The organism is uncultured Pseudophaeobacter sp., assembly GCA_905479575.1.
In the GTDB taxonomy this organism is placed as follows: domain Bacteria; phylum Pseudomonadota; class Alphaproteobacteria; order Rhodobacterales; family Rhodobacteraceae; genus Pseudophaeobacter.
In genome coordinates this window covers 1-21580 of record CAJQNB010000020.1, presented here as the reverse complement: position 1 = coordinate 21580, position 21580 = coordinate 1, and the positions used below count along the sequence as shown (strand labels likewise).

The window sequence follows — 21580 nt, the reverse complement described above, 5'->3', positions numbered from 1 at the left end:
CTGCCCCCGGCGTCTGCGTTGGCCGATCTACCGCTAGACTGAGACCTTCGGCAGCACCTCTTCGCGGCTGGTGCTGGCCTTGTCGCCGTCAAAGATCACCTCGCCCCGGCGCAGCACCACGATGTGATCTGCCAGCTCATAGGCAAAATCAAAATACTGCTCCACCAGCACAATGGCCATGTCGCCGCGATCGCGCAGCAGCCGGATCACTTCGCCGATCTGCTGGATTACATTGGGCTGAATGCCCTCGGTTGGCTCATCCAACAGCAAGAGTTTGGGCCGGGTGATCAGCGCCCGCGCAATGGCCAGTTGCTGCTGTTGCCCACCGGACAAATCGCCACCGCGCCGATCAATGAAATCCTTCAGGATCGGGAACAAATCAAACAGCTCATCCGGGATGTGATGGTCGGATTTGGGCAGACAGGAAAACCCGGTTTCCATGTTTTCGCGCACCGTGAGCTGCGGAAAGATCTCGCGCCCCTGCGGCACCACAGCAACGCCTTTTTGCGCCAATTTATGCGCGGGCAGCGCAGGCAGTTCTTCGCCATCCAGAACCATGCGCCCACCTGTGCGCTGATGCTGGCCACAGATCGCCCGGATCAGGCTGGTCTTGCCCACCCCATTGGTGCCCATTACACAGGTCACCGCACCCGCCTTGGCCTCTAGCGAGACCCCATGCAGGATTTGGGAGTGACCATAATGCAGGGTGAAATCGTCGAGTGTCAGCATGTCTCAGCGCCCCAAATATACATCAATGACCTGGCTGTTTGCGGTCACGTGATCCAAAGAACCTTCCGCCAGAACCGCCCCCTCGTGCAAGACCGTGACGCGGCAATCCAGCCTGCGCACAAACTCCATGTCGTGTTCCACCACCACCACGGCGCGGGTTTTGGCGGCCTCCACCAGAATGGCAGTGGTTTGCTCGCGCTCAGCCGGGGTCATGCCAGCTGCCGGTTCATCCACCAGCAACAGGCGCGGCTCTTGCGCCAGCAACATGCCAATTTCCAACCACTGTTTCTGCCCGTGGCTCAGCTCGCCGGATTTACGCCCCAGCGCCTCTGACAGGCCAATCTCAGTGGCCAGCTCATCAACCCGCGCCAGATCGGCAGCGGTGGCGCGATAAAACATCACCGCAAAAGGGCTACGGTTGGAGCGCAGCGCCATCAGCAGGTTTTCCAGCACCGTCTGGTCCTCAAACACCGTGGGCTTCTGGAACTTGCGCCCAACGCCCTCGCGGGCAATGCGGGCCTCGCTCATCCCCAAAAGCGAGATATTGCGCTCGCCCCAGGTCACCCTGCCCTCGTCTGGTTTGGTCTTGCCGGTCACGATATCCATGAAGGTGGTTTTGCCCGCCCCATTGGGACCGATGATCGCCCGCATTTCCGCCTGGCCAATGGCAAAGCTGAGGTTGTTGATTGCCTTGAACCCATCAAAGCTGACGGAGACACCAGAGACTTCCAGAAGCATGCTCATTCATTCGCCTCCTTTTCGCGCAGGGCGCCGGCGCCCGGTCCCAGATCGGCACCGTGACGGTCGGGCCGTCGCCGCTCGCTCCACAAATCAACCAGCCCACCAATGCCGCGCGGCGCAAACAGCGTCACCAGAACAAAGCTGAGCCCCAGCACAATGAGCCACCAATCGACCCATTTCAGGGTGTAAAAGCCAAGATTCACATCCGGCGCCTGACCGCCGGTAAACCAGGACGACACCAGGCTGACAAAGATGGCGCCGATCACCGCACCGTACAGCCGCCCTCGGCCACCAATGGCCACCCAGACCGCCAGATAGATCGAGGCAACAGGGGCAATTTCCGCCGGGTTGATAATCCCCGCCTGCGGGTAGTACAGCGCCCCGGCGATACCTGCGATAATGGCGGTGACAGTAAAGATGAACAGCTTGTAGCCCTCGACCGAGTAACCAAGAAAGCGCACCCGCGCCTCGTTGTCGCGAATACCACGCAGCACCGAGCCAAACTTGCCCGAAACAATCCAGGCGGCAAATAGGTAGCCCAGCGCCAGGGCCGCCGCCGAGGCCCAGAAAAACCAGATCGACATGGTGGCCTGTGGCACATGATCCAGCCCCGGCAGGTTTTGCAGGCCTGACAGCCCATTGTTGCCGCGCAAGCCGCTATCGTTTTGAAACAGATAGAGCGCCAGCCCCAGGGTCATCGCCTGGGTCAGGATCGACAGATACACACCGGTGACGCGCGAGCGGAAGGCCAGCCAGCCAAAGACCAGCGCCAGCACACCCGGCACCGCCACCACCAGCACAAGCTGCAGCAGCAGACTGTCAGAAAACATCCAGATCATAGGGAACTCGCTGGATCCCACCACGCCGAAGATCTGATTGCCAATAGCATCGACAACCTCGCTCTCGGTGGCGGGGATCGGGGCCTCGGCCAGCGACGAGACAACAATCGCTTGCGTGCGGGCATACATCAGCCACATGCCGATCATGTAGCCGCCCAGGCCAAAGAAGGCAAAATGGCCCAGCGACAGGATACCCGTGTAGCCCCAGACCAGATCCATCGCCACCGCCACCAGGGCCAGACACAGCGTCTTGCCCAGGGTTTTGACAAAGCTGGTGGAGATCACCCCGGCCCCTGCCCCTTCGGCCAACAGGGTCACGCCCAGCACGAACAGCGCCAGCACAGCCAGAAACACCAGGGTCGAGGGGTTACGTTTGAAGAAAGTGTCGGACATCGCTTAATCTCCCGCCGCCCGGCCTTTGAGGGCGATGATCCCTCGTGGGCGAAATTGAATGAAGACGATGATAAAGACGATCATATAGGTCTGTGCGGCCAGGGTGTTTGACGGGTTCAGCCACTCGACGCCCTTTTGGAAGAAACCAATCATGGTGGCCCCTGCCAGGGTGCCCCAGATATTGCCAACGCCGCCAACAACCACGGTCATAAAGCTTTGCACGATATAGTCCGAGCCGAGCTCTGACGTGACCTTGGCAAACAGCCCGATGGCGACGCCCGCGATGCCGGCAATGCCGGACCCCAGCCCAAAGGTGAGCATATTCACCCGTTCCGGGTTGATCCCCATGGACCCGGCCATGGCCCGGTTCTGCGTCACCGCACGGGTTTCCAGCCCCAGCCGGGTGCGCCGCATGATGAACAGGAACACGCCCAGAAAGATCAGGGCCAGCATGAAGATGGCGATGCGAATATAGCTGATCGACACCACATCGTTGATGATCCATGCTCCATCCAGCCAGCCCGGCGCCGTCAGCGGGCGCGCCTGGGTGCCAAAGATGTTCTTGGCCAGCTGCTGCAGCGCAATCGAGATGCCAAAGGTGGCCAGCAGGGTCTCTAGCGGGCGATTGTAGAGCCAGCGAATAACCAGCCGCTCCATCGCCACCCCGGCGGCAAAGGTCACCGCAAAGGCCAGCGGCACCGCCACCAGGATCGACACCGTATGGTTCGGGATCACCTGCTGCACCACATAGCCGGTATAGGCGCCCATCATGATGAATTCCCCATGGGCCATATTGATCACCCCCATCACCCCAAAGGTAATCGCCAGACCAATGGCGGCGAGGAAATAGATCGAGGCCAGCGACAGCGCATCCAGCGTCAGGTCCACCGTCTGACCAATCGCCACCTGGGTGGAAATGCTCTTGAGCGCTTCGCTGGCTGCACTGGTAATAGCCGCCGCAGGTTCATCGTAGATTTCGGCAAACACATGCGCGTTCAGGCTCTGGGTGATTTGTTCAGCACTGACCAGCGCCGGGGCCAATTTGGCCGCAACCAGCGCCCCGTAGGCTCGGGTCCGTGCGTCCTCTTGGCTCAACTGCGCCAACGGCACCCCGCCGACCCGGCCGCCGTCGATATGGGCTGCCAGCGTGGTGCGGATCTCATCACTTGAAACACGGGCCGGGGCCAGTTTGGCCGCAACCAACAGGTCGTAGGCCGCATCCTGCGACAGCGCGTCCTGCCCCGGTTCCACCCGGCGCGCGACATTCAAGCCCGCAGGGATATCCCCGGCAAAGGCGCGCAGCTGGGTCGAAACCAGCGGGTTCAGCGTCGCCCGCACATCCAGCCCCAGATCCCCGGACAGGGATTGAATAGTGGCGACGCGGCGGGTCTCATCCGTGTCATAGGCAATGGTCAAAAGCTGCTCAATGCGGGTTTTTCGCGCTTTCAGAACCGGATCTGTCTCGCCGGGGATCGAGGCGCGCAGCGGCGCCAGCAGCGCGCCAGCGGGGGCGCGCTCAATGGCCAGCAATGCTTCCTGGCGGCGGGAGGGATCCGGGTCCGACAGCTGAAACTGCACCAAGGCGGTGGCGATCAGCGCCCGAACGCCGCTGTTGGGTTTGATCTGTTTCAGATCCGATTTGGCCGCATCCCCGATGGCCTCTCCGGTATCAAAATCAAACAGGCGATAGCTTTTGCTTTCCAGCTTTTCGCCGCGAAAGAACAGCCCGTCAGACTTGCGCATCCACAGGGCCTTGACCTGCCAGGCCTGCAGCACCGCCTGCGCCTGGGGCAGCCCGCTGTCAGCGATCGCTGCAATCGCCGGGGCAATGGTCTTGCGTGAACTCTTCAGGATCAGCGCGCTTTGCTCTTGTAAGAGGCTCTGCATTGCTGCCGGTTGCGTCAAATTTGTCTGGGGGGAGACCTGCTGCGCCAGGGCAGCAAGGTTCGATAGAAGGACCAGAAGGCCCGCCAAAAAGGAAGTTCTCATGATGCTGGTGCCTTCAATGTCCCGCAGAGCCGAGGGGCCCTGCGGGACTGTTACGATCAGTAGTTCGAGTTCAGCTGAACGCAGGTTTTGGTTTCGGTGTTATACATGCCGCAACCGATGTCTTTCCAATCAGACATCAACACCGCACTGTCAGGCAGGAAGTCGGTCCAGGCATCGCCGGGGACTTCGGTGGTCTGGCTGATGATGTCAAACTGGCCGTCTTCCTGGATTTCACCAATCAGCACTGGCTTGGCCAGGTGGTGGTTGGGCAACATCACAGCAGTGCCGCCGGTCAGGTTGGGGAACTCCTGCCCATACATGGCGGTCCGCACCGCATCCACATCAGCGGTTTTTGCCGCTTCCACCGCGTTCACCCACATGTTGAAGCCAATGTAATGGGCTTCCATCGGGTCATTGGTGACGCGCTCGTCGCCCATGGTGGTTTTCCAGGAGTCGATAAAGGCGGTGTTGGCCTCGCTTTCAGCCGACTGGAAGTAGTTCCAGGCCGCCAGGTGGCCCACCAGGTTCGAGGTATCCAGACCCGACAGCTCTTCTTCGCCAACCGAGAAGGCAACCACGGGGATGTCATCCGCCGAAATACCGGCAGCGGCCAGTTCTTTGTAGAAACCGATGTTGGCGTCACCATTGATGGTGGAAATCACCCCAACCTTTTTGCCGTCTGCGGCCAGCGCCACAACATCTGCAACGATCTTGGACCAGTCAGAGTGACCAAAGGGGGTGTAGTTCACAAAGATGTCTTCGCTGGCGATGCCCTTGGACTGCAGATAGCTTTCCAGAATGTTGTTGGTGGTGCGGGGGTAGACATAGTCGGTCCCCAGCAGGGCAAATTTTTCAACACCCAGCTCTTCGAGGAAGTAATCCGTCGCCGGGATTGCCTGCTGGTTGGGCGCCGCACCAGTGTAGAACACGTTCTTGGAGCTTTCTTCGCCCTCATACTGCACCGGGTAGAACAGCAATCCGTTCAGCTCTTCGATCACCGGCAGAACCGATTTGCGGCTGACGCTGGTCCAGTTGCCAAAGATCACATCCACATCATGCACCGTCAGCAACTCGCGCGCCTTTTCGGCAAACAGCGGCCAGTCGGAGGCCGGATCGACAACAACGGCTTCCAGCTCACAGCCCATGACACCGCCGGCAGCGTTCTGCTGGTCAATCAGCATCAACATGGTGTCTTTCAGTGTGGTCTCGGAAATCGCCATGGTTCCGGACAGAGAATGCAGCACGCCCACTTTATACGTGCAATCCGCTGCCAGAGCTGGCGTGCTGAGGGCGGCGACAGCAGCTGTGGCTGCCAAAGTGGTTTTTAGATTGATCATGTTTATCTCCCGGCGGAGGGGGTCGGGGGTGCTTGCGTCAACGCGCCTCTTTCCGTACCCAGTCCCCGCAACCTTTGTTGCACCCGTGTGGCGGCCGGTCAGAGCTGCAATTCGTCTGGTCGTCACACACCCTTCAAAAACAATTGCTCCTGGCAGGCACATACAGTGCTTCTGCATCGCAGCAATTGAAGCAACGTGCGGCGCCGACTTTTCCCGCGCCATACTGCAAATTGATCAAAAATTGGGCTGCACGGCGCTCTGCGCGCTAAAAAACAGGCAATGCGTTTTTCAAAAGCGGAATTTTGCAAGTTTTTGTGGAGCCTCCGATCGGAACTGCCGAAAAAAAAGGCAACCGACTTGCGGCTGACATGCTGCTGTCGCCCGAAAGATCCGGCCTGAAGATCTGGCCAAAGGATCTGACCCGATAAAGGAGACCGGCATTACTCTGACCGCCGACATATCGCAGCAAGCCGCCCGGCCTGTGCCCCCTGCCCGCCCCAGCCAACCGCGGGCACAGGGCGCTGTTGACCTTACGGTCAAGCAGACGTCGCGGGGGTCGGTGCTGCGGGGGCTGCGGCAGTCTGGCTCGTTCAGGTGTTTGTTTCCACGAATAAAAACCACAAGCCTCGAGGCGGTGCTGATCAATACGGCCGGTGGCATCACCGGCGGCGATGACATGCGGATCACTGCCGGTATCGGGGCCGGTGCTGCCTTGACCCTGACCACCCAGACGGCTGAACGCGCCTATCGCGCCCAGCCCGGTGAAGTGGGGCAGCTGCAAACCAAACTGAACGTCGCCGCAGGGGGGCATGTGAACTGGCTGCCACAGGAAACCATTCTGTTTCAAAGCTGCGCCCTGTCGCGTCGGCTCGATGTGGATCTCGCCCCGGATGCCACCGCCCTGCTGGTGGAGCCGCTGGTCTTTGGCCGCCTGGCCATGGGAGAAACGGTGACACAGGGGCGCTTTCATGACCGGATTGTGCTGCGCCGCAATGGCACAGAACTCTACCGCGACGCCATGCGCTTTGACGGTGACATGCAGGCACAGCTGGACCGCCCGCATGTGGCCGCCGGGGCCCGGGCGCTGGTCTCGGTGATCTATGTGGCGCCGGATGCCCGCGGCCAGCTGGCCCCCTTGCGGGCCATGTTGCCACCCCAGGCCGGGGCCTCGGTGATTGGGGATGACCTGTTGCTGCTGCGCATTCTCGCGGCTGACGCCTATGAGCTGCGCCGCAGCCTGATCCCGATCCTGAACCGCCTGACACAGAACTGCCCACCACAGAACCGCCTGACACAGGGCACCCTTCCCCGATGCTGGATGATCTGACATGAACCTGACCCCCCGAGAAAAAGACAAACTGCTGATCGCCATGGCCGCCGAGGTGGCCCGCCGCCGCCTGGCGCGCGGCGTCAAGCTGAACCACCCCGAGGCCATCGCCCTGATCACCGATGCGGTGGTCGAGGGCGCCCGTGACGGCCGTTCCGTCGCTGACATGATGGAGGCCGGCGCCGAGGTCATCAGCCGCGACCAATGCATGGAGGGCATCGCCGAGATGATCCATGACGTGCAGGTCGAAGCCACCTTTCCCGATGGCACCAAACTGGTGACCGTGCATAACCCCATCCGCTAAAGGAAATCGCTCATGAAAACTCTGTCTCTTGCCGCCACTTCCGCCCTGTCTCTTGCACTGCTGGGCACGCCCGTGCTGGCCCATGGTGCGGTGGAAATCCACACCCATCCCAAAGACATGCTGGGCCTTGCGGCGCTTGTGGCGCTGATCGTCGTCGGTGGCTATATCGCCTGGAAGGCGCGCACATGATCCCCGGAGAGCTGCTGCCTGCGCCCGGCGATCTGACGCTGAATGCAGATCGTGAGGCGGTAACGCTGATGGTGGCGAACACCGGCGACCGCCCGGTGCAGGTTGGCTCGCACTACCATTTTGCCGAAGCCAACCCAGCGCTGGAGTTCGACCGCGAGACCGCCCATGGCCATCGCCTGGACATTGCAGCGGGCACCGCCGTGCGGTTTGAACCCGGCCAGCGCCGCGAGGTGCAGCTGGTGCCCTTTTCCGGCGCCCGGCAGGTCTTTGGCTTCAACCAAAAGATCATGGGCGCGCTCTGACCGCCGCTGCCCCCTCTCAGGCGCATGCCACTGCGCCCAACACCAAACTGTTTTGCTGAGGTTTCAACCCCATGCCCACCCAGATTTCCCGTGCCGATTACGCCGCCATGTTTGGCCCGACCACCGGCGACAAGCTGCGCCTTGCCGATACGGACCTGATCATCGAGGTCGAGCGCGACCTGACCGCCGAGCGCGCCTCGGGCTCAGGAAATGCGCCGCTCTATGGCGAGGAGGTCAAATTTGGTGGCGGCAAGGTTATCCGCGATGGCATGGGGCAATCCCAAGTGACCCGCGCCGCCGGAGCGGTGGACACGGTGATCACCAATGCGCTGATCATCGACCACACCGGTATCTACAAGGCCGACGTGGGCCTAAAGGACGGGCGCATTGCCAAGATCGGCAAGGCGGGCAACCCTGATACCCAGCCCGGAGTGGATGTCATCGTTGGCCCCGGCACCGAGGTCATCGCCGGCGAGGGGCGCATCCTGACCGCAGGGGGATTTGACAGCCATATCCACTTCATCTGCCCGCAACAGATCGAAGACGCGCTGCATTCCGGCCTCACCACCATGCTGGGCGGTGGCACCGGCCCGGCCCATGGCACCCTGGCCACCACCTGTACCCCCGGCCCCTGGCACATTGGCCGCATGTTGCAATCAGCCGATGCCTTTCCCATGAATCTGGCCTTTGCCGGCAAGGGCAACGCCGCGCTGCCCGCCGCCCTGGAAGAGCAGGTTCTGGGCGGCGCCTGCGCGCTGAAACTACATGAGGACTGGGGCTCGACCCCGGCCGCCATCGACTGCTGCCTCTCGGTAGCAGACGCCTGGGACGTGCAGGTGATGATCCATACGGATACCCTGAATGAAAGCGGCTTTGTTGAACATACCGTCGACGCCATCAAGGGCCGCACCATCCATGCCTTTCACACCGAAGGCGCCGGTGGCGGCCATGCGCCGGATATCATCAAAATCTGCGGCGAAGAGCATGTGCTGCCCTCCTCGACCAACCCGACGCGCCCCTTCACCGTGAACACGCTGGAGGAACATCTGGACATGCTGATGGTCTGCCACCATCTGGACAAATCCATCCCCGAAGACGTCGCCTTTGCCGAAAGCCGCATCCGCCGCGAAACCATCGCCGCCGAAGACATCCTGCACGACATGGGCGCGTTCAGCATCATCGCCTCCGACAGCCAGGCCATGGGCCGGGTGGGCGAAGTCCTGATCCGCACCTGGCAAACCGCTGATAAGATGAAAAAACAGCGTGGCCGCCTGGCCGAGGAAACCGGCGACAACGACAATTACCGGGTGCGGCGCTACATCGCCAAATACACCATCAACCCGGCCATTGCCCACGGAATATCCCATGAAATCGGCAGCCTGGAAGAGGGCAAACGCGCCGATCTGGTGCTGTGGAACCCAGCATTTTTTGGCGTCAAACCCGAAATGGTGCTGCTGGGGGGCTCTATCGTGATGGCGCAGATGGGCGATCCCAATGCCTCAATCCCGACACCACAGCCGGTCTATTCCCGGCCGATGTTTGGCGCCTTTGGCCGCGCCGTGGAAAACGCGGCTGTCACCTTTGTCTCTGCGGCCGCGCAAGACGCTGGCATCGGCCAGAACCTGGGGTTGGCGAAACAAACAGTGGCGGTGCAAAACACCCGCAACATCGGCAAGAAAGATCTGCTGCTGAACACCGCCACCCCGGTGATGGAGGTGAACCCCGAAACCTATGAGGTGCGCGCCGATGGGGAGCTGCTGACCTGCCAGCCCGCCGAAGTGCTGCCCATGGCACAACGCTATTTCATGTTCTGAGGAGGCCACAATGGACCTGCCAACCGCCCGCGAAGTGATCCACAGCCACCATGGCGACGACCAGGTGACGCTCACCTATGATGCACGGTTTTTGCGCCGCAAGGTTTTGACCGCCACCTCTGGGGCGCAGTTCCTGGTGGATCTGGCCCAGACGTCCTCAGTGGGTGGTGGGGATGCGTTCAAGCTCTCTGACGGGCGGCTGATTGAGGTCATCCCCGCCACTGAAACCCTGCTGGAAGTCACCGGCGATCTGCCCCGGCTCGCCTGGCATATCGGCAACCGCCATACCCCCTGCCAGGTCGAAGACAACAGGCTGCTGATCCAGATGGACCATGTGCTGCGCGATATGCTGGAAAAACTGGGCGCTGATCTGCGCCAGGTCGACGCGCCCTTTACCCCCGAAGGCGGGGCCTATGGCCACGGACGCACCCATGGTCACAGCCACTAGCGCCCAGATCCTCACCCTCAGCCAATGGCTGTCACCGGCCTATCCGGTAGGCGCCTTTGCCTACAGTCACGGCCTGGAAGCGGCTGCGGACCAGGGCTGGCTCCGTGATGGCAGCGATCTGGAGGCCTGGCTACAAGAGGTGCTGGAGCACGGTGCCGGGCGTTCGGATACGCTGTTTCTGGCCGCTGCCTGGCACGCGAATACGGCCGCTGATCTGGTCGCTGAACTGGCCGCGATCGACGCCACCGCCTGTGCCTTTGCGGCGTCACAGGAACGGCTGTTGGAAACCCGCCAGCAAGGCCGCAGTTTTGGCCTTGTGACCGAGGCGATCTGGGGCGCGCAGCTTGCCGGGCTCACCTATCCGGTGGCACTGGGGGCGGCGGCAGCGGCTGAGGGCCTGCCGCTGGAGCTGACCCAGGTGATGTATCTGCAGGGGTTCTTGTCCAATCTGGTCGCGGCGGGCCAGCGGCTGCTGCCGGTGGGCCAGACCCAGGGACAGCAGATCCTGCAGCGGCTCAGCTGCCGCCTGCCCGCCATTGCGGACCAGACCCGCGATGGCGATCTGAGCCAACTGTCAGCCACCGCCTTTCTGGCCGATATCGCCGCGATGAAACACGAAACTCAACGATCAAGGATATTTCGCACATGACGAGCCCCAATGGCCCCCTTCGTATTGGCATCGGCGGACCGGTTGGCGCCGGCAAGACCACGCTGACCGCAGCCCTGGCCGAAACCCTGCGGGACAGGCTTTCCATTGGTGTGATCACCAATGATATCTACACGCAGGAAGACGCCGAGGCGCTGGTGCGCATGCAGGTGCTGCCCTCGGACCGGATCATCGGGGTGGAAACCGGCGGCTGTCCGCACACCGCGATCCGCGAAGATGCCTCGATCAATCTGGCAGCGGTGGCTGAAATGGTCGACCGCCACCCGGAGGTCGAGGTCGTGCTGATCGAAAGCGGCGGTGATAACCTGTCGGCCACTTTCAGCCCCGAGCTGGCGGATCTGACCATCTATGTGATCGACGTGGCCGCGGGCGAGGAGATCCCCCGCAAGGGCGGCCCGGCGGTGACCCGTTCGGACATTCTGGTGATCAACAAGACCGATCTGGCCCCCCATGTGGGCGCCAGCCTGGAGGTGATGGAGCGCGACGCCGCCCGCATGCGCCAGGGGTTGCCGACCTATTTCACCAACCTGAAGGCCCGCGTCGGTGTCGATGAGGTCTGGCAAGAGATCCGCAACATTGGCGGCCTGCCCTCGGCGGCGTAGCCCCCGCCATATGCGCAGCTGACCCAACGTGACACTGGTGCTGGGCGACAAAGGAGGTCAGCCTGTGAGACAGGACACAGCACCACTGGGTCAGGAGGCCAGCATGTTTACCGTACATCATCTCAACAACTCACGTTCGCAGCGGGTTCTTTGGCTGCTGGAGGAACTGGGCCTGCCCTATGAGATTGAACACTATCAGCGCGATAGCGTGACCAATCTGGCGCCCCCTGCCCTGCTCGCCAAACACCCCTTGGGGAAATCCCCCATGCTGGAGGTAGACGGGCGGATCATCACCGAAAGCGGCGCAATTGTTGACTATCTCTGCGCCGGCTTTGGGCCGCAACTGGTGCCCGACCGCGACACCGACGCCTATATCAGCCATCTGGAGCTGATGCATTTTGCCGAAGGCTCTGCGATGACGCCCATCCTGTTGCAGCTTTATGTGGGCAAACTGGGCGAAGCAGGCGCACCGCTGGCACCGCGCATCACCCAACAACTGGAAAGCCACTTTGTTTATATGGAGAGCCTGCTGCGTCCCTCGGGGCATTTTGTTCAGGATGAGCTGTCCGCTGCGGATATCATGCTGAGCTTTCCCGCCGAAATCGCCATCGCCCAGGGCCAGGGGAAAAACCTGCCAAAACTGGCGGGCTTTGTGGCCAGTATGCAGGCGCGGCCGGCCTATCAGCGGGCGCTTGAAAAAGGCGGCGCCTACGCCTTTGCCTAGGGGCTGGACCGATTGTTTCTGAGCTCCAAGCCCTGGTGTGCCGGGCCTGCTTGGGGCTCGGCTTCCTGCCTTTCATCTCTGGCCACAGCAGTCCCCGGAATCCGGGAGACTGCACTACCGTGCACTCTGACCCTGCGTTTAGCCAATTTGCGCCAGCACTCGCAAAGGTTGTGACCAACCCCTTAGCCGGTCAGCTGACCCAGCGCTTTAGATTCTGCTGATCCGGTTCGCCCAATCATCCCCAACGCCGATGCGCTCTGTGTCAGTGGCACCGCCAAACGATCTAACGGCTCTGGCAGGTTTCGCCCCCTCACCCGCGCCTATAATTTGAACACAAAGCCTGGAATGAACACGAAGAGCTGAACCGGGCAAACCCAGCGCGGCGGGTCAGGCGCAGGGGCAGCCCAGCCGCCGTGCAAAACACGGCCCCCTCCTGCAGGGTCTTGCGGCTAAATCAATTTGCCCACCCGTGTACCAGCCTGTCGTGCAACAGATTTAGCCTCCCTGCGAGGGGTCCCAGCAGGTCGCTGTCTACGGGGCATCTGGTCAAACGGAACCGATCTGCACTGCGCAAACATTTCTGCGCGGCCACCACAAACCGTCGCGTGGAAAAATTTTTCCTTTGGTTTTATTCAATTACCACTTTACCCGCAGCCTTGCTGCACTGCTCATTGATGCTTTTTGCACGAGGTGCGCCCCCATCAGGATCCTCAACAAAGCGCATGGTTGCGATTGACGGGCTTGATCATGGGGCACCCAAAGGGCAACACTTAACGAAAGATGGAAACACGGTCCTGCTTTCGGTGCGAGGTATTTCTACCACCCTGTGCCGATTAAGGGACCGCTCACCTTTTAATCCTACGCTGCGCGCAGGAGTTCGTGTCTATTTTAAGGGGTTGTTAACGGTTGCTACCGGCGCTTGGTTTGCCAAACAAGGAACGATGTGAAGGACACCGCAAGGACAATGCGAATGTTGAAATTATCACCAGACCTTAAGGCTTCGGTGTGCGCCCAAAACCAGCTGGTCCGCGAAGACATGCCGTCTCGGTTTGCTTCGATCACCGTCATTTCGCTCTTGTCGCTCTACTACCTTCCGTTTCAGACGGTTTGCTTTTTCTATGTCGCCATCGCCCTCATCGAACTTGTCGGATTGTATGTGTACACCAAGATAAGGCGCAAGGTGACTCTCGCCGGGGTTGTTATTTTTTCCCTCTCAGCCTTCATTGGCATCTTGCTTTTCAATGCCATCCCGATCCTGCTTTTCCTAGAACCCGACGCCTTTCCCAAGCTCGCCGGGGCCATGCTATTGGTGATCGCGCTCAATCACAGCGTGGTGGCCCGCTCTGAGTGGATGTTCTTTGGCCTGCTGACCGCTTTGCCAATCATTTTCGCTGTCGGCTATATGATTGTCAGTTTTCTCCACTCCTTTGCCAGTCCGGTTGAGATTGGCATCGCCGTTGTCATTCTGGTGTTGGGGGCGGGCTATGTCGCCCATAGCATGCGAGCGCTTAACAAAATGACCGATCGTCTGCGCCAAGCCCTGAGCGCCGCTGAAGCCGGAAGCCGTGCCAAGAGCAGCTTTCTCGCCGCCATGAGCCATGAGATCCGCACTCCGCTGAACGCGATTTGCGGCATGGCAGAACTCATCGACGAAGAGGACACAGATCCAAAAACAAAACAGGAGCGCAGCCTGTTGCTGCGGCAATCCGCCCAGGCGCTTACTGGTATTTTGAACGATGTTCTTGACCATGCCAAAGTGGAATCCGGTCATATCGAAATCAATGTCACCGCTGCCTCGCCCCAGATTGAAATCACCAGTGCGGTAGAGATGTTTCGGGCCCCTGCCCGGGCCAAGGGCCTGCAGTTCAGCCTGAATTTTAGCGAGGATCTGCCACGCTACGCTGAATTTGATGCCTTGAGACTACGGCAAGTGATTGGAAACCTGGTGTCCAATGCAGTCAAATTTACCGAGACGGGGCATATCAAGGTTCAGGTGTCATCGCAGCAGGTTGATGCGACCTGCGTTCTGACCGTCCAGGTTTCGGATACCGGGCGTGGGATCGCCGCAAATCAGATCCCTCATCTTTTTGCTGAGTTTTATCGGGCCGTGGATAAAAACGCGCCAACGGTCCCGGGCACCGGCCTTGGGCTTTCGATTGCACGTCGGTTCGCCCGGATGATGGGGGGAGACATTTCAGTTCGTTCTGTTCTCAAGGCGGGAAGCTGTTTTTCTTTCACCAGTCAGCTCAAAACCCTGGAAGAGCCACAATCCCCGCCGGAGTTTCCCAGCGCCAAACACGTCACAGACAACCCGCAAGCGCTTGACCACGATCTAGGCGTCAAATCCATATTGCTTGTCGATGACACCCAGTCCAATCGCATGGTTGTGCGCTCCTTTCTGAAAAAGAGCAATGTCGAGATTATCGAGGCCGAAGATGGCGCCAAAGCATTGAAATGCCTCGAACAGCGCCCTGTGGACCTTGTTTTGCTGGACATGAAAATGCCAATCATGGATGGTGAGGAAACCTTGTTGGAAATGGCGCGGCGCGGCGGCCGAATTGCTGCAACGCCGGTGATCATGCTCACCGCCAATGCCGCAACCGAAGATCGCCAACGGTTCCTTGCGCTTGGGGCCTTGGGCTATATCGCCAAGCCCGTAAAGAAATCGGTCCTGTTGTCTGAGATCCGCAGCGTTTCAGCCGTCAGCCATGAGGCAAAAACCGCGCTTTAAACCGCAGACATCCCGCCTCGGGGCCTCATAAATCTTAAAGTGACCCTATGTAAGTTAATGTAATATTTACGATTGCCTGTAAAAGTTGTTTTAAATTTTAGCAAATCCCCAAGACTAAGTCTTGAGAGATTCTAACAAATGGGTAGGCACCCAAATGCAATCGACAGAGATCACCTTTGATAACTTGGGTGAAACCGGTACATTATTCACGGCGCTTCTGCGCGCACGGTATCATCACTTCATCGAAACGCGCGGTTGGAAACTCCCCAATACGCGTGGGCTCGAATTTGACCAGTATGACACCCCGGAAAGCATCTATTGTACCATACATGATGGGCTGACCGTTTATGGCGGCCTGCGGGTGACGCCCACTACCGCCCATAACATCAACGCCAGCTACATGCTGCGCGATGCGCAGCTTGGCCTGTTACCGGATATGCCGACGAACCTGCTTGACGAACCTGCACCACAGGATCCCGGCACATGGGAGGTCAGCAGAGTTTTTGTGACCGATACCCTGAGCAGTCGGGACCGAATGCGGGTGAGAAGTGAAATCGGCTTGGCCCTCGCCCGTTTGGCAGAGACTTGGAAGTTTGACTCCTATATCTGCCTGACCTCTGTCGCCGCAGGCTTGCTCATGCGCCGCACGGGGCTCACAATTTCGCCGGCAGGCCCGCGCCTCGAAGTCGGTGGCGAAACCTGCCAAGCCTATCATCTGAAGGTGGACGCCAAGAACGTGCGTAGCCACGCGGCCTGATCTAGCCGCCCCAGATTTCTCCGCTCCAGATTTCTCCTCTCCTGGGCGTAAAACGAGCCCCGCAGCCCTGTCGCAGCTTTGCGCACATCGTTTGGTGCCAATGGATACATGCCTGTTCTCAGTGGAAATCCCGGCTTGGGAACAACCGCTTTGCCTGCTCGCGCGGGTGACGGGCGGAGGTTTTGTAGCCTCCTCTGGGGGCGCCGTCCGCCTGGGGCTGGGTGATGCCCACCGCGTCATCAAGAGGATGACCCAACTCAGAAAGCCGGTGGGAGAGGTCCTCGATGTGATCGGCGATGAGATGCACAACGATGCCTTCACGCTCCAACCGGCCTGTCACCCGCAAAAGCCGCCCCCCCATGACCACCCGCCGAAAGCGTTTATAGACCTTGGACCAGACCACCACATTGGAGACGCCAGTTTCATCCTCAAGGGTCAGGAAAATCACGCCAGACGCGGTGCCGGGGCGTTGGCGTGTAATGACGAGGCCGCAAACACTGGTGCGTTTCAGGGGGGCCTCGGGCAAACGGTCATGCGGCGTCAGATCGGGGATCATCGGGCGCAACAGCTCCATCGGGTGGGCGCGTAACGTGAGCCGCATGGAGACATAGTCTTCGACAACTTCTTCTCCCAGATGCATGTTGGGCAAATGCACCTGGGGTTCGTGAATGCCCTCTCCGTCCATTGGATTGGCAAAAAGCGGCAGTGGTTTGGCGGCGCGGATCGCCCGGACCTGCCACAGTGCATCACGCCGTGTCAGCCCCATGCCGATAAACCCATCCGCCTCTGCCAGCCGTTCCAGCACCGAGGGCGCAACCCCCGCACGCAGCCAGACGCTTTCGGGGTCCTGATAGCCGTTGCCCCGCGCCGCCCTGATCCACCCCGCATCCTCCTTGCGAAACCCTTTGATCTGGCGAAACCCAAGGCGCAGCGCCAGCGCCCCATCGGCGCGCCGTTCCAGACTGTTGTCCCACTCGGAGTAATTGACGCAGACCGGTCGCACCTCGACGCCATGATCGCGCAGATCACGCACGATCTGGGCGGGGGCATAAAACCCCATCGGTTGGGAATTCAGCAGCGCGCAGGCAAACACCGCCGGATGATGGCATTTGAACCACGAGGAGACATAGGTCAGCATGGCAAACGCAGCCGCGTGGCTTTCGGGAAAACCGTAGTCAGCAAAACCCTCGATCTGCGTAAAACAGGCCTCGGCCACCTCTTGCGGATAGCCGTTGTCCAACATGCCCTGCACAAACCGGTCGCGATGCTCACCGATGGTGCCCATACGTCGAAACGACGCCAAAGAGCGGCGCAGTTTGTCGGCCTCTTCCGCCGTGTAGCCCGCGCCGACCACCGCGATCTGCATGGCTTGTTCCTGAAACAGCGGTACCCCAAGAGTTTTGCGGGTCACCTCTGCAAGTGCGGGACCAAAGGGTTCGGGGGCCTCTAGCCCCTGCCGCCTGCGGATATAGGGTTTGACCATGCCCCCCTGGATCGGGCCGGGGCGCACAATGGCGACCTCAATCACCAGATCATAAAATGTCGCGGGTTTCATCCGGGGCAAAAAATTCATCTGCGCCCGGCTTTCCACCTGAAACACCCCCACCGCATCCGCCCGCTGCAGCATCTCATAGGTGGCACGATCCTCCTGCGGCACGGTGTCAAGAGCCAGCTGCCGCCCCTCGAACTCCGCCAAAAGATCAAAGCATTTATGCAGGCAGGTGAGCATCCCGAGAGAGAGCACATCGATCTTCAGGATGCCCAGCGCATCAATGTCATCCTTGTCCCACTCAATCACGGTGCGATCTTCCATCGCGGCATTCTCGATGGGGCATAGCGCGTCAAGCCGCTCATGGGTGATGATGAACCCGCCGACATGCTGGGACAGGTGACGCGGAAAACCGATGATCTCGCCAATGAGTTTGAGCGTCTGCGCCAGCCGCAGATCCGTCGGGTCCAGACCCAGCGCTCTGACCCGGTCCATGTCTACCCCCGCATTGGTCATGCCCCAGATATCGCCCGACAGCCGCGCCGTCAGGTCCTGGGACAGGCCCATGACCTTGCCCACCTCGCGGATTGCAGCGCGGGTGCGAAAGTGGATCACCGTGGCGCAAAGCCCCGCACGGTGTCGGCCGTATTTCTCATAGATCCACTGGATCACCTCTTCGCGGCGCTCATGTTCGAAATCCACGTCGATGTCGGGCGGCTCGCCACGGTATCGGGAGATGAAGCGTTCAAACACCATGCCGATCATGTCCGGGCTGACATCGGTGATGCCCAGCAGGTAACAAATAATGGAATTGGCCGCCGAGCCCCGGCCCTGACACAAAATGCCACGCGCACGGGCTTCCTGCACGATATCATGCACCGTCAGGAAATAGGGCGCGTACCCCAGCTCACCAATCACCGACAGCTCCTTTTGCATCAACTGATGCACCCGCGCCGAGGTCCCATCCGGATAGCGTCGGCGCAGCCCTTCCTGGGCCAGGCGGGTGAGCCGGGCCTGCGCGGTTTCACCTTCGGACATCTCGTCGGGGTATTCATAGCTCAGGTCCGACAAATCAAACCCACAGCGCGCGGCAATTTCCAGCGTCCGTTTCAGCGCCGCCGGATGCCGCTGATAGAGCCGCGCCATGTCGCCAGCACCTTTGAGACGGCGCTCGGCATTGGGCAGGGCCTTGGTGCCGATCTGGTCAATCGGGACGCCGTCGCGCAGGCAGGTGAGCACATCCGCGAGCTGTCGGCGTTTGCCGTGATGCATCAGCACATCCCCCACCGCCACCATCGGCGCAGAACAGCGTAGCGCCATGGCAGCACAGGCATCGAACCAGGCCTGATCGGAGCCGTCATAGCGCGGCGGCGCAGCAAAAAAGACCGCGCCGGGAAACCGCCGCCCCAGTCGCTGCACCGGTTCCTGCGCGCGGCTCAGATCCGCAGGCGGCAGGGCAATGAGGATCATCCCCAGGCAGCCCGCCTCCAAGTCTTGCAGGTCCAGGTGACACTCCGCCTTGTCGGCCCGCCGCTTGCCAAGGGTCAAAAGCCGCGACAGGCGGCGGTAGGCGGCACGGTCTGTGGGCAGAGCCAGCCAGTCCACCGGGCAATCCCGCAGCACCAGACGGCTGCCGACGATCAGTTTCGGCAGATGCGGTGCTTGGGATGTATGGGGCACCTGAGGCAAGGGCAAATCCTGCGGCTGCCCGACCTGTTGGCGCGAACAGGCATCCACCTGATGCGACGAGCGCACCCGCAAGCTCTGACTCGCCTCGTCGCGCAGGGTTTTCAACGCGGAATAGGCCCGCACCACGCCAGCCAGCGTGTTGCGGTCAGTGATGGCGATGGCTTCCAGACCCAGCTCCGCCGCGCGCAGCACCAATTCCTCCGGATGTGAGGCTCCGGTGAGAAAGGTGAAATTTGTTGTCACACACAGCTCCGCATAGCCCGCCTTGTCACGGTGCCAGAGCATGGGGTCAAAGCGGCGGGCCTCCTCCTGCCCTTTGTCACGCCCCCCCTGGGTCATGTGAATTCACCCTGTGCAAACCAGCCCGGGTTCTGCGGGGTATAAAACAGCCAGAGCCGCCGCCCTTCGCGGGTGTCCACCTGCCAATAATCACGCAGGCCCGTACGCCAGGTGTCATCCGAGAGCCACCATTCCGGCGCGATCCGTTCGGGGCCGATGGCACGGCCCGTTGTGAGCCGCATCCGCCGCCAGCGAAACTGAACCGGGGGCTGTGGTCCACGGGCCGCGATCGGCTCGGGGGGGAACAGGCACAGCGGGCGCGGACGCGGTGCGACCCAACCAGTCTCGGGTTTGCTAAAGGCAGCGGGCGCAATGGAAAAGGCGCGTTCGGGGATATGGCTGTCGGCGGGCAGGAAGCGCTGGATATTCTCCAACCCAATCCGGGTGCCGATGCGGGTGATCAGATCGTTGAGTTGGTCGGGAGAGCTCTGGCCGCTGCCAATCTGTTGGGCGGGGAGCGGCTCGATCAGCGTCGCCTCAATCCGCATTTGGTCGATCCCGAACCCGGCGTCGACCTCGTCCACGCCGCGCTCAAACAGCGGCAAAATGCGGCTCGGGTCGCGCATTGGCGCCGCCAGGCGCAGCTCGACCTGCTGGTGCCCCTGATCAACCCGCCGCAGGGTGAGACAAAGGCGGCGCGCGCCCATTTCCTGGGCTTTGAGCTCGTCGCACAGCGGTCTGAGCAGCCGTGCGGTGATGCCCATCACGTCCTCGGTCAGGCCAATCGGGTCAGGCAGGCTCATCCGTGTGGCAAACTGCGGCGCCACGCTTTCGGGCATGATCGGCTCAGAGACATGCCCCATCGCCTGATCCAGCCGCAGCATCAGGTCGGGGCCAAACCGACGGGCCAGCGGAGCGCGGGCCGCCACAGTGAGATCGCCGATACAACGCAGACCAAGACGTTGCAGCGCCGTGACCATCTGATCGTCAATCCGCAACGCAGCAACGGGCAAATCGGTGAGCGTGCTCTGTGCCGCGCCGTAATGTGCCCGCGCCCAGGCCGCGCCACGGCTCTCCCCCAGCCCAAGCCGCAGCTCCAATCCCGCACGGCTGGCCCGCGCCCGCATATCAGCCAGCATCATAGGCTCACCGCCCCAAAGATGGGTCGCGCCGCTGACATCAAGCACCAGACCATCCACCCCCTCATAGCCCACCCAGGGGCAATAGCGCGTCGCCCAGCGGCGCAGGCTGGCAAGGAAAGCCCTGTCGAGATCAGGACGGGCGGGCTGGCTGATCAGATCGGGGCAAAAGGCGCGCGCATCAGCAAAGCTCATCCCGCGGCCCAGGCCGGCCTGTTCCGCCGCCCGGTTGAGGCAATAAATTCGTTCGGTATTCTTGGCCTTCAGCGTCAGCGCAAAAGCCCCGTCAACCGGGCGCGCCCGCAGAACCCGGTCGCTCGCCAACCGGGGAAACCACATCGAGACGACTCGTTTGCTGATCCCATCGCACATGCCAGGCTCCCAATGTTCCTGATTTGTTCTTGGTAATTTCCCAGCGCTTCAGAGTCGAGTCTTCTTGTTCAAAATCAAAAACCGGACGGGCGTGCCAGCGGGTTTCCGCAGCATTCGACCCCATGCCTTCCGGGATAATGCACAGCCCCGTCGTACCCCCCGCCTTGGCCGCCAATTGCAACCGCCGCCCCTCGCGCAGATCAAGCGGACGGGTTATTTCGAGCACCACATGGGGCAGCGCCCCATCTTTGAGACCTTCTTCGGCCACCGCAAGCGCGTCCAGCTGATCCTTGGGGCGGGCCAGCAACATCTGCGCCGGGTCAAAGAACGGCAGCATCCCCTGTGGCGTCAGGGTCTCGGACAGCCACGCTTGCCGAATCCAAAGCACAGGCCCCCGTGCGGCCAGCACCGCAAACCCCATGGCTCCGGCCCCGCAGACCTCATGGACGCGGGCACGGCGCAGGGGAAAAACATTATGAAACTCGACTCGCATGCGCGTGAACATAAAGGGAACAAATGGGCGCATCAATAACCCTGCTCTGGTGCAACAAAGTCGCCCAGTCCGCCACCTGCAGTGCTGCGGGTCGTGTCGCGAAGGTGGTGGAAATTTGAAGGTGGCGTAATCTCCGGGTGAACTGAACCCACCCAACCGGCGGCAGCAACCGCCAGGGAGATCACGCCATGAAGAACAATACCGACACTGCCGCGCTTTCGCTACT

General features: G+C 61.0%; 19 protein-coding genes. 11 read left to right on the top strand and 8 right to left on the bottom strand.

Going from position 1 to position 21580, the window contains the following annotated elements:
* Positions 1-33 precede the first annotated feature (33 nt).
* From urtE to urtA, 5 genes are read right to left on the bottom strand one after another with little or no spacing between them, the layout of a single operon-like run.
* The gene (gene urtE / locus QZ268_RS07565) at positions 34-729 is read right to left on the bottom strand and encodes an urea ABC transporter ATP-binding subunit UrtE (protein ID WP_295450446.1); all 696 of its coding nucleotides are present in this window, start codon (positions 727-729) and stop codon (positions 34-36) included.
* Positions 730-732: 3 nt separating this feature from the next.
* Entirely contained in the window at positions 733-1473 is a 741-nt protein-coding gene (urtD, locus tag QZ268_RS07560; protein ID WP_295450443.1) for an urea ABC transporter ATP-binding protein UrtD, read from the bottom strand.
* A complete protein-coding gene (gene urtC / locus QZ268_RS07555; protein WP_295450441.1) occupies positions 1470-2702 on the bottom strand; it encodes an urea ABC transporter permease subunit UrtC in 1233 nt (410 codons plus the stop codon). The genes urtD and urtC overlap by 4 nt, the downstream gene beginning before the upstream one ends.
* Before the next feature lie 3 nt (positions 2703-2705).
* Positions 2706-4691: an urea ABC transporter permease subunit UrtB gene (gene urtB, locus QZ268_RS07550; RefSeq protein ID WP_295450438.1), complete on the bottom strand. Its 1986-nt coding sequence runs from the start codon at positions 4689-4691 to the stop codon at positions 2706-2708.
* A gap of 56 nt (positions 4692-4747) precedes the next feature.
* Positions 4748-6028: an urea ABC transporter substrate-binding protein gene (gene urtA, locus QZ268_RS07545; protein WP_295450433.1), complete on the bottom strand. Its 1281-nt coding sequence runs from the start codon at positions 6026-6028 to the stop codon at positions 4748-4750.
* 634 nt (positions 6029-6662) lie between these two features.
* Between urtA and QZ268_RS07540 the strand changes: the two genes are divergently transcribed.
* The 11 genes from QZ268_RS07540 to QZ268_RS07490 all read left to right on the top strand — a co-directional run bounded on the left by QZ268_RS07540 (position 6663) and on the right by QZ268_RS07490 (position 15893).
* Positions 6663-7355: an urease accessory protein UreD gene (locus tag QZ268_RS07540; RefSeq protein WP_295450431.1), complete on the top strand. Its 693-nt coding sequence runs from the start codon at positions 6663-6665 to the stop codon at positions 7353-7355.
* 1 nt (position 7356) lies between these two features.
* A complete protein-coding gene (locus QZ268_RS07535) occupies positions 7357-7659 on the top strand; it encodes an urease subunit gamma (protein ID WP_278921113.1) in 303 nt (100 codons plus the stop codon).
* Between the two features lie 12 nt (positions 7660-7671).
* Entirely contained in the window at positions 7672-7848 is a 177-nt protein-coding gene (locus QZ268_RS07530) for a hypothetical protein (RefSeq protein WP_295450425.1), read from the top strand.
* On the top strand, positions 7845-8150 hold the full coding sequence (locus QZ268_RS07525; protein ID WP_295450422.1) for an urease subunit beta: 306 nt from the start codon (positions 7845-7847) through the stop codon (positions 8148-8150). Before QZ268_RS07530 ends, QZ268_RS07525 begins: the two co-directional genes overlap by 4 nt.
* Positions 8151-8221: 71 nt before the next feature.
* A complete protein-coding gene (ureC, locus tag QZ268_RS07520; protein ID WP_295450419.1) occupies positions 8222-9964 on the top strand; it encodes an urease subunit alpha in 1743 nt (580 codons plus the stop codon).
* A gap of 10 nt (positions 9965-9974) precedes the next feature.
* Entirely contained in the window at positions 9975-10412 is a 438-nt protein-coding gene (locus tag QZ268_RS07515) for an urease accessory protein UreE (RefSeq protein WP_295450417.1), read from the top strand.
* Entirely contained in the window at positions 10396-11061 is a 666-nt protein-coding gene (locus QZ268_RS07510; RefSeq protein WP_295450415.1) for an urease accessory UreF family protein, read from the top strand. The genes QZ268_RS07515 and QZ268_RS07510 overlap by 17 nt, the downstream gene beginning before the upstream one ends.
* Positions 11058-11681, top strand: a complete 624-nt coding sequence (gene ureG / locus QZ268_RS07505; RefSeq protein WP_295450412.1) for an urease accessory protein UreG — start codon at positions 11058-11060, stop codon at positions 11679-11681. Before QZ268_RS07510 ends, ureG begins: the two co-directional genes overlap by 4 nt.
* Positions 11682-11784: 103 nt before the next feature.
* Positions 11785-12405: a glutathione S-transferase gene (locus tag QZ268_RS07500; RefSeq protein WP_295450410.1), complete on the top strand. Its 621-nt coding sequence runs from the start codon at positions 11785-11787 to the stop codon at positions 12403-12405.
* A gap of 970 nt (positions 12406-13375) precedes the next feature.
* Entirely contained in the window at positions 13376-15136 is a 1761-nt protein-coding gene (locus QZ268_RS07495) for an ATP-binding protein (protein ID WP_295450409.1), read from the top strand.
* Positions 15137-15290: 154 nt separating this feature from the next.
* Entirely contained in the window at positions 15291-15893 is a 603-nt protein-coding gene (locus tag QZ268_RS07490; RefSeq protein ID WP_295450407.1) for an acyl-homoserine-lactone synthase, read from the top strand.
* Positions 15894-16011: 118 nt separating this feature from the next.
* Here the strand turns inward: QZ268_RS07490 and QZ268_RS07485 are convergent, their stop codons facing one another.
* The 3 genes from QZ268_RS07485 to QZ268_RS07475 are packed head-to-tail and all read right to left on the bottom strand — an operon-like array spanning position 16012 to position 21387.
* Complete coding sequence (locus tag QZ268_RS07485; protein ID WP_295450638.1) at positions 16012-19356, bottom strand: error-prone DNA polymerase; 3345 nt, start codon at positions 19354-19356, stop codon at positions 16012-16014.
* A 50-nt stretch (positions 19357-19406) separates the two neighbouring features.
* Positions 19407-20861 carry a DNA polymerase Y family protein gene (locus tag QZ268_RS07480; RefSeq protein WP_295450405.1) on the bottom strand — a complete coding sequence of 485 codons (1455 nt, stop codon included), beginning with the start codon at positions 20859-20861 and terminating at the stop codon, positions 19407-19409.
* Complete coding sequence (locus tag QZ268_RS07475) at positions 20776-21387, bottom strand: hypothetical protein (protein ID WP_295450402.1); 612 nt, start codon at positions 21385-21387, stop codon at positions 20776-20778. The genes QZ268_RS07480 and QZ268_RS07475 overlap by 86 nt, the downstream gene beginning before the upstream one ends.
* Positions 21388-21580 lie beyond the last annotated feature (193 nt).